General features: G+C 65.7%; 9 protein-coding genes. 3 read left to right on the forward strand and 6 right to left on the reverse strand.

Annotated features, from left to right (window positions below; translation table 11 throughout):
- Positions 1-4: 4 nt before the first annotated feature.
- The 6 genes from U1E69_RS09275 to U1E69_RS09300 all read right to left on the reverse strand — a co-directional run bounded on the left by U1E69_RS09275 (position 5) and on the right by U1E69_RS09300 (position 6823).
- Positions 5-232 carry a formate dehydrogenase subunit delta gene (locus tag U1E69_RS09275; RefSeq protein ID WP_322244102.1) on the reverse strand — a complete coding sequence of 76 codons (228 nt, stop codon included), beginning with the start codon at positions 230-232 and terminating at the stop codon, positions 5-7.
- Entirely contained in the window at positions 222-1022 is an 801-nt protein-coding gene (fdhD, locus tag U1E69_RS09280) for a formate dehydrogenase accessory sulfurtransferase FdhD (protein ID WP_322244103.1), read from the reverse strand. The genes U1E69_RS09275 and fdhD overlap by 11 nt, the downstream gene beginning before the upstream one ends.
- Entirely contained in the window at positions 1019-3895 is a 2877-nt protein-coding gene (gene fdhF, locus U1E69_RS09285) for a formate dehydrogenase subunit alpha (protein ID WP_322244104.1), read from the reverse strand. Before fdhF ends, fdhD begins: the two co-directional genes overlap by 4 nt.
- Positions 3892-5397, reverse strand: a complete 1506-nt coding sequence (locus U1E69_RS09290; protein ID WP_322244105.1) for an NADH-quinone oxidoreductase subunit NuoF — start codon at positions 5395-5397, stop codon at positions 3892-3894. The genes fdhF and U1E69_RS09290 overlap by 4 nt, the downstream gene beginning before the upstream one ends.
- A complete protein-coding gene (locus tag U1E69_RS09295) occupies positions 5394-5852 on the reverse strand; it encodes a formate dehydrogenase subunit gamma (RefSeq protein WP_322244106.1) in 459 nt (152 codons plus the stop codon). The genes U1E69_RS09290 and U1E69_RS09295 overlap by 4 nt, the downstream gene beginning before the upstream one ends.
- 89 nt (positions 5853-5941) lie before the next feature.
- On the reverse strand, positions 5942-6823 hold the full coding sequence (locus U1E69_RS09300; RefSeq protein ID WP_322244107.1) for a LysR family transcriptional regulator: 882 nt from the start codon (positions 6821-6823) through the stop codon (positions 5942-5944).
- A gap of 75 nt (positions 6824-6898) precedes the next feature.
- Here U1E69_RS09300 and U1E69_RS09305 point away from each other — a divergent pair, with 75 nt between their 5' ends.
- The 3 genes from U1E69_RS09305 to U1E69_RS09315 all read left to right on the forward strand — a co-directional run.
- The gene (locus tag U1E69_RS09305) at positions 6899-7690 is read left to right on the forward strand and encodes a S49 family peptidase (RefSeq protein ID WP_322244108.1); all 792 of its coding nucleotides are present in this window, start codon (positions 6899-6901) and stop codon (positions 7688-7690) included.
- A complete protein-coding gene (locus U1E69_RS09310) occupies positions 7691-7876 on the forward strand; it encodes a hypothetical protein (RefSeq protein ID WP_322244109.1) in 186 nt (61 codons plus the stop codon).
- Positions 7873-8248: SDR family NAD(P)-dependent oxidoreductase (locus tag U1E69_RS09315; RefSeq protein WP_322244110.1), on the forward strand; the 376-nt coding region annotated here is incomplete at its 3' end. The genes U1E69_RS09310 and U1E69_RS09315, both read left to right, overlap by 4 nt.

Consider the following 8248-nt stretch of genomic DNA (forward strand, 5'->3'; position numbering starts at 1 on the left):
AGCTTCAGGCAGCCTCTGCCGCCGGCCTCCGGATCGCCCCGGCCGCGTCAAGGACCAGGGGCCGGAACCCCTGACCACCGGCATCCAGCAGCTCGAACAGCTGGCGGCGCATCCGGGGGTCCCAGAAGTCATTGATATGCGACGCCAGCAGCGCCACGCCCTCGGCATGGGGCTTCGTTTCCATGAACTGCGCGATCTGGTTCGCCATCCGCGTGATCTTTTCAGCCGACATGGGCCTGCTCCATCTTCAAACGATCCGTATGCGAGAAGACCTCGAACCGGTCCCCCCGTGCCAGCGCGATCAGCGTGATCCCCGCCGCTTCGGCCAGTTCCACCGCCTCGGCCGTCGGGGCCGAGACCGCGATGATCATCGGCGCACCCAGCATGGCGACCTTCTGGACCATGTCCGTGGACACGCGGCTGGTCAGCACCACCGCGCCTTGCGGGCTGATGCCCTGGCTGACCATCCCGCCCACCAGCTTGTCCAGCGCGTTGTGCCGCCCCACATCCTCACGCGCCATGAGGACCCGCCCGTTCCAGAACGCCGCGCCATGCACCGCCCGGGTCGCGTCATGCAGCCGCTGTTCGCCCGGCAAGGCCGCCACCGCCGCAAGCACCTGCGAGCCAGTCATGCGGAACGCCGAGGGCGGAACAACCGGCACCTCCCGCAAGGCTTGCTCGATGCTGTCGATCCCGCACAGCCCGCAGCCCACCGGCCCCGACATGGTGCGACGCCGCGCCGACAGCCGCGCTTCGGCTTCCGGGTGCAGCCAGATCTGGACGTCCACCCCGCGCGGCACCGTCTCCACCTCGACCGACAGGATATCGTCGGGCAAGGCGATCCCTTCGGTCAGCGCAAACCCGACCCCAAAGTCCTTCAGGTCCGCCGGGGTCGCCATCATCACCGCCTGCGTGGTCCCGTTGAACGACAGCGCGACGGCCACTTCCTCGGGCAGCACCCGGTCGCCCGGTGTCACCGAGCTTCCGAACACCAATCGGGGAGTGGCCCGCGCGCCCTTCATTCCGCCGCCAGAATCCGCCGCGACAGGGCCGCCTGTGCCGCGTATTCCTCTTGCCACTCGGACGGCCCGTTGGAGGGTGCCACCTGCACCGCCGTCACCTTGTATTCCGGGCAGTTCGTGGCCCAGTCACTGAAGTCCGTCGTGATGACGTTCGCCTGCGTGTCCGGGTGGTGGAAGGTCGTGTAGACCACACCGGGGCTGACCTTGTCGGTGATCGTCGCCCGCAACGTCGTTTCCCCCGACCGCGAGGCCAGACGGACAAAGTCGCCGTCGTGGATGCCACGGTTCTCGGCGTCGTGCGGGTGGATCTCCAGCACATCCTCATCATGCCAGACCACGTTCGCCGTCCGCCGCGTCTGCGCGCCGACGTTGTACTGCGACAGGATACGCCCCGTGGTCAGCAACAGCGGGAAGCGCGGGCCGGTCTTTTCGTCCGTCGCCACATACTCGGTCCGGATGAACTTGCCCTTGCCGCGCACGAACCCGTCGATGTGCATCAGCGGAGTGCCCTCGGGCGCCTTCTCGTTGCACGGCCACTGGACCGAGCCCATCGTCTCCAGCTTCTCGTAGTTCACGCCCGCAAACGACGGCGTCGTCAGCGCGATCTCTTCCATGATCTGGCTCGGGTGGGTGTAGTTCCACCCCGCCCCCATCGCGTTGGCGAAGAGCTGCGTCACTTCCCAGTCGGCATAGCCCTGCTTCGGCGCCATCACCTTGCGGACCATGTTGATCCGCCGCTCGGCGTTGGTGAAAGTGCCGTCCTTTTCCAGGAAGGACGAGCCGGGGAAGAACACATGCGCGTAGTTCGCGGTTTCATTCAGGAACAGGTCGTGGACGATCACACATTCCATCGCCGCCAGACCCGCCGCGACGTGGTGGGTGTCGGGGTCGGATTGCAGGATGTCCTCACCCTGGCAGTACAACCCCTTGAAGGTGCCCTCGACAGCGGCGTCCAGCATGTTCGGGATGCGCAGGCCCGGTTCCGGGTCGATGGTCACGCCCCAGGCCGCCTCATAGATCGCGCGGACCTCGGGGTTCTTCACGTGGCGGTAGCCCGGCAGTTCGTGCGGGAACGACCCCATGTCGCAGGACCCCTGCACGTTGTTCTGCCCGCGCAGCGGGTTCACGCCCACGCCCTTGCGGCCGATGTTGCCGGTCAGCATGGCCAGGTTGGCGATGCCGATCACGGTGGTCGACCCCTGCGAATGCTCCGTCACGCCCAGCCCGTAGTAGATCGCCCCGTTGCCGCCGGTCGCATACAGACGCGCGGCCTTGCGAAGCTCCTCTGCCGGAACGCCGGTCAGGATTTCCGTCGCCTCGGGCGAGTGGTTGGGGGCCGCGATGAACTCGGCATAGTCCTGGAATTCATCCCAGTCGCAGCGTTCACGGATGAAGGTCTCGTTGTACAGTTTCTCGGTCACGATCACATGCGCGATGGCCGAAACCACAGCCACGTTCGTCCCCGGCGTCAGCGCCAGGTGATGCGCCGCCTTGTAATGCGGGCCTTCCACCGTCTCGGTCCGCCGAGGGTCAACGACGATCAGCTTCGCGCCCTGCCGCAGCCGCTTCTTCATCCGCGACGCAAAGACCGGGTGCGCGGCCGAGGGGTTCGCACCGATCACCATGATCACGTCCGACTCTTCGACGCTGTCAAAGTCCTGCGTCCCGGCGCTGGTCCCGAAGGTCTGGCCCAATCCATAGCCGGTGGGCGAATGGCACACACGGGCGCAGGTGTCGGTGTTGTTGTTCATGAACACCGCGCGGGTCAGCTTCTGAACGAGGTAGGTTTCCTCGTTCGTGCAGCGCGACGAGGTGATCACGCCGACCGAATTCCGCCCGTACTTGGCCTGGATGCCCTTCATCTTGGCGGCGGCGAAGTCCATCGCCTCGGCCCAGGACACTTCTTGCCAGGGCTGGTCGATGCTGTCGCGGATCATCGGCTTCAGGATGCGGTCCTGGTGCGTGGCATAGCCATAGGCGAAGCGGCCCTTGACGCAGGAATGTCCCCGGTTGGCCTTGCCGTGCTTGTAGGGGGTCATGCGGACCAGCTCATCGCCCCGCATTTCGGCCTTGAAGCTGCAACCCACACCGCAATAGGCGCAGGTGGTGATGACGCTGCGGTCCGGGGTGCCGATGTCGATCACCGACTTCTCGGTCAGCGTCGCGGTCGGGCAGGCCTGGACACAGGCGCCACAGCTGACACAGTCGGAGGCGAGTGCGTTGTCTGTCTTGGCCCCAAAGGACACGCGGCTGTCAAAGCCCCGGCCCTCGATGGTCAGCGCGAAGGTGCCCTGCACTTCCTCACAGGCCCGGACGCAGCGCGAGCAGACGATGCATTTCGCCGGATCATAGGCGAAGTAGGGGTTGCTATCGTCCTTCGGCAGCCACTGCGGGTTTGCCTCACCGCTGGTGTTCTTCGCGCGGAAGTGGGTGTCGACGGCCTCATACCGTACATCGCGCAGACCGACCGCGCCCGCCATGTCCTGCAACTCGCAATCGCCATTGGCCGCACAGGTCAGGCAGTCCAGCGGGTGGTCGGAGATATAAAGCTCCATCACGCCGCGCCGCAGGTCCTTCAGCTTGCCGGTCTGCGTCTTGACCTTCAGCCCCGGCGCGACAGGGGTCGTGCAGGAGGCCGGAGTACCATTGCGGCCCTCGATCTCGACCAGGCACAGACGGCAGGACCCGAAGGCATCGACGCTGTCCGTCGCGCACAACTTGGGAACCGAGATCCCGACCTCTGCCGCCGCGCGCATGATGCTGGTGCCTTCCGGCACGGTCACGTCGAAGCCGTCGATGGTCAGCGTGACCATCTGTTTCGATTTCGCGGCGGGGGTGCCGAAATCGCGGTCGGGGATGATGAAGTCTTTCATTCTGCAGCCTCTTTCGCGCGGGCGAAGTCATCGGGGAAATGGGTCAGCGCGCTCATCACCGGATAGGGGGTGAAGCCCCCCAGGGCGCAAAGCGAGCCGGATTTCATCGTGTTGCACAGGTCCGTCAGCAGCGGGATGGCGCTGGCATCGCCACGGGCCAGCCGATCAATAGTCTCGACGCCTCGCGTAGAGCCGATCCGGCAGGGCGTGCACTTCCCACAGCTTTCAATGGCGCAGAACTCCATCGCGAAGCGGGCCATCTGCAGCATGTCGGTGCTGTCATCGGCGATGGTCAGACCGGCGTGGCCGATCAACCCGTCCTTCGCGCCGAACTCCTCATACCCGAACGGCGTGTCGAACAGCGACGGCGGGAACCAGGCACCCAGCGGCCCCCCCACCTGCACCGCCTTGACCGGACGACCCGAGGCCGTGCCACCGCCAATCTCGTTGACGATCTCGCCCAGCGTCAGGCCGAACGCCACCTCGTAAAGCCCGCCGAACTTCACGTTCCCGGCGATCTGCAGCGGGATCGTTCCCCGGCTGCGCCCCAACCCGAAGTCCTTATAGAACGCCGCGCCCTTGGCCATGATCACCGGCACCGAGGCCAGCGAGATCACGTTGTTCACCACCGTCGGCCGCCCCATGAAACCCTGCAGCGCAGGCAGCGGCGGCTTCGCGCGCACGACGCCACGCTTGCCTTCCAGCGAGTTCAGCAGCGACGTCTCCTCGCCACAGACATAGGCCCCAGCGCCAACGCGGATCTCCATGTCGAAGGCCGGACCCAGCACCTTGGCGTCCCGCGCGATCTTCACCGCGGCGTCCATCACCCGGATCGCCACCGGATATTCGCTGCGGATATAGACGTATCCCTTGGTCGCCCCGCAGGCCAAACCGGCAATCGCCATGCCTTCGATCAGCGTGAAGGGATCACCCTCCATCAGCATCCGGTCGGCAAAGGTGGCGCTGTCGCCCTCGTCCGCGTTGCAGACGATGTACTTCTGCTCACCAGGGGCTTCGCTGACGGTCTTCCACTTGATCCCCGTCGGGAACCCCGCGCCACCCCGGCCACGCAGGCCCGACTCCGTCACCTCGGCCACGATCTGAGCCTTGGTCATCTTGGCGGCACGTTCCAGCCCCACCAGACCGCCATGCGCCACGTAATCTTCAAGCGACAGCGGATCGATCACACCGACGCGGGCAAAGGTCAGACGCGTCTGGCCCTTCATCCAGGGCAGCTCCTCGACCAGCCCATGCGCCTTCGGATGCGCGGCCAGATCGCCGAACAACCCCGGCACATCGGCCACAGTCATCGGGCCAAAGCCCAGCCGCCCCGCTGCAGAAACCACCTCGACCAGCGGCTCCAGCCAGACCATCCCGCGGCTGCCGTTGCGGACGATCTCCACGGAAACCCCACGCGCCGCACCCTCGGCCTGAATGGCCGCAACCAGCGCATCAGCCCCCAGCGCGACGGCAACGCTGTCCAGCGGAACGTAAACCTTCATTTCGCCACCTCGGCCAGCACGCCTTCGTCACAGCGACCGACCAGCCGCCCGTCAATCATCGCCGCAGGTCCGCAGGCGCACAGGCCCAGACAGAACACTGGCTCAAGCGTGACCCGGCCATCCGGCGTCGTCTCATGCCAACCGATGCCCAGCGCCGTCTTGATCCGGTCCGCCACCGCATCCGCGCCCACGGTCTGGCAGGCCTCGGCCCGGCACAGCTTCAGCACATGCCGACCGGCGGGGGCCGAACGGAAATCGTGGTAGAAGCTGATCACCCCATGCACTTCCGCCTTCGACAGCATCAGCGCCTTGGCAATCTGCGGAATGGCGCTGTCCGGCACATAGCCAAACGCCGCCTGGATCGCGTGGAGGATCGGCAAAAGCGGCCCCTCCAACCCCTGATGGGCCTCAAGGATCTCGGCGATCCGGTCGGATTGGATGTGGGAATCAAGCATGCGGGCAAACCTCTGGCTAGCATGCAAAGGTATACGCCCGGATTGATAGGTGATTCAATGTCGATATACCGTCAGTCGATAGACATAGCCTATCGAAACAGCCGCACTGCCTCATCCACCAGCGCCTGCAAAACCGGAGTCTGCGGGTCCCGCCGCGCGGCGATCAGGCCCACCGTATGCTCCGCCTCCGGCTCGACAATGGGGATCGAGTGCAACCGCCCATCCGCCACGAACATATCCGCAAGCTTCTTCGGCACGACAGAGGCCCAGCGCCCGGTCAGCACATGCGCCACCAGCGCCATTGTCGAGTTCGACTCGATCATCGGCACGGCATCCACCCCCGCCTCGCCCAGATGCTGGTTCACGATCCGCCGGTTCTGCATGTCTGACGTCAGCAGGCACAGCGGCACCGAGGACAGCTCGTTCCACGTCACCTGCCGGCGCGAGGCCATCTCGGACCCCGGCGCGATCAGCAGACGGTAGAACTCGGTATACAGCGGCACCTGCGACACCCGGCCCAGCGGTTCGTTGTCCAGGTAGGTGATCCCGGCCTCCAGGTCCAAGGCCTCGATCCCGGTCAGGATCTCGACGCTGGTCCGCGACAGGATCGACACCCGCACATTCGGATGCTTCTGCGTGAACGGCCCCGTCAGGTCGGCCACCATCGGCAGGGCCGTCGGGATGACCCCGATCCGCAGGTTTCCCGACAACCCGGTGCGCACCACCCGCATCTCGTCCTTCAGCGCCCGCACGTCGCCGACGATGCCCAGCGCCCGGTCCAGCACGCGCTGACCCTCGGGCGTCAGGCCCTGAAACCGGCTGCCCCGGAACACCAGCTGCACGCCCAGCTGATCCTCCAGCTGCCGGATCGCGGACGACAACGAGGGCTGAGTGACCCCGCAAACCTCGGCCGCGCGGCCGAAGTGCCGCTCCTTGGCCAATGCGATGAACATTTCCAGCTTGTCGATCATGCCCTGCCCTTTTCAAGACCGACCCTGCCGCGCCATGCCCTTGCCCGCAAGCCCTGCACGGCTTACCTCTGCCACATGAGACGCTTCATCCCCTTCCTGCCAAAGCCCACGCTTGTCCCGGTGATCCGCCTTGGCGGCACCATCGGCACAGGCACCCGCGCCCTGAACGACGAGGCTTTGGCCCCGCTGATCGAGAAGGCCTTCAAGATGAAGCCCGCAGCCGTAGCGCTTCTGGTGAACTCGCCGGGCGGTTCGGCGGTGCAATCCTCGCTGATCGCGGCGCGCATCCGCAGGCTGGCGGACGAGAAGAAGGTTCCCGTCCACGCCTTTGTCGAGGATGTCGCGGCCTCGGGCGGCTACTGGCTGGCCTGCGCGGCGGATGACATCTGGGTGGACCCCAGTTCGCTTGTCGGGTCTATCGGCGTGATCTTCGCCAGCTTCGGCTTCCCGGAACTGATGGCGCGGCAAGGCGTCGAACGTCGTGTCGTCACCGCAGGCCGGTCGAAAAGCTTCGCCGACCCTTTCCTGCCGCAGCGGCCCGAGGATATCGAACGCCTCAAGGCCCTGCAGGGACCGATCCATCAGGCCTTCATCGACCACGTCCGCCGCAGCCGGGGGATCAGGCTGGACGACAGCGCCGACCTTTTCAACGCCGACATCTGGGTGGGTCAGCAGTCGGTGGACGTCGGCCTGACCGACGGCGTTGCCCACATGACGCCAAAGCTGAAACAGCTTTATGGTGACAAGGTGAAACTCCTCCCGCTTGGCCGCAAGCGCAGCCTCTTCCAGCGCTTTGGCCTGTCCTTGGTGGACGAGACTTTGGGCGCGGTCGAGGATCGGGCGCTTTGGGCCAGGTACGGCCTGTAGATGCTGTTCAAGGTCATCCTCTTCTTCCTTCTCGCGATGATCCTCGTCGCCCTGATCGGTCGCGCAATGTTCCCCGGCGCGCTGCCCCGGGTGATGCGGAAACGCAAATCCACCCCTGTCTGCGGCAAATGCGGGCGCTACCTCATCGGCACCAAAACGTGTGACTGCGGGGGCAAGGCGAAATGACGGCACTGGTGACGGGCGCAGGCAAGCGGCTTGGCCGCGCGATGGCGCTGTATCTGGCGGGGCGAGGGCATGACGTGGCGGTGCACTATGCGTCGTCGGCTGACGAGGCCAAGGCCGTCGTCGCCGAGATCCGCGCAATGGGCCGCAAGGCAGAGGCGTTCCAGGCCGATCTGCTTGATGAAGCGCAGGTTCAGGGCCTTGTCCCGGCCGTGACCGCCGCGCTTGGCCCGCTGACCGTGCTGGTGAACAACGCCTCGATCTTCGAATACGACCGGATCGACACCGCCACCCGCCAAAGCTGGGACCGGCATATGGAATCCAACCTTCGCGCGCCCTATGTCCTGACCCAGGCCTTCGCCCGGCAGTGTCCTG

This window comes from Tabrizicola sp. (assembly GCF_034366665.1).
GTDB lineage: Bacteria > Pseudomonadota > Alphaproteobacteria > Rhodobacterales > Rhodobacteraceae > Tabrizicola.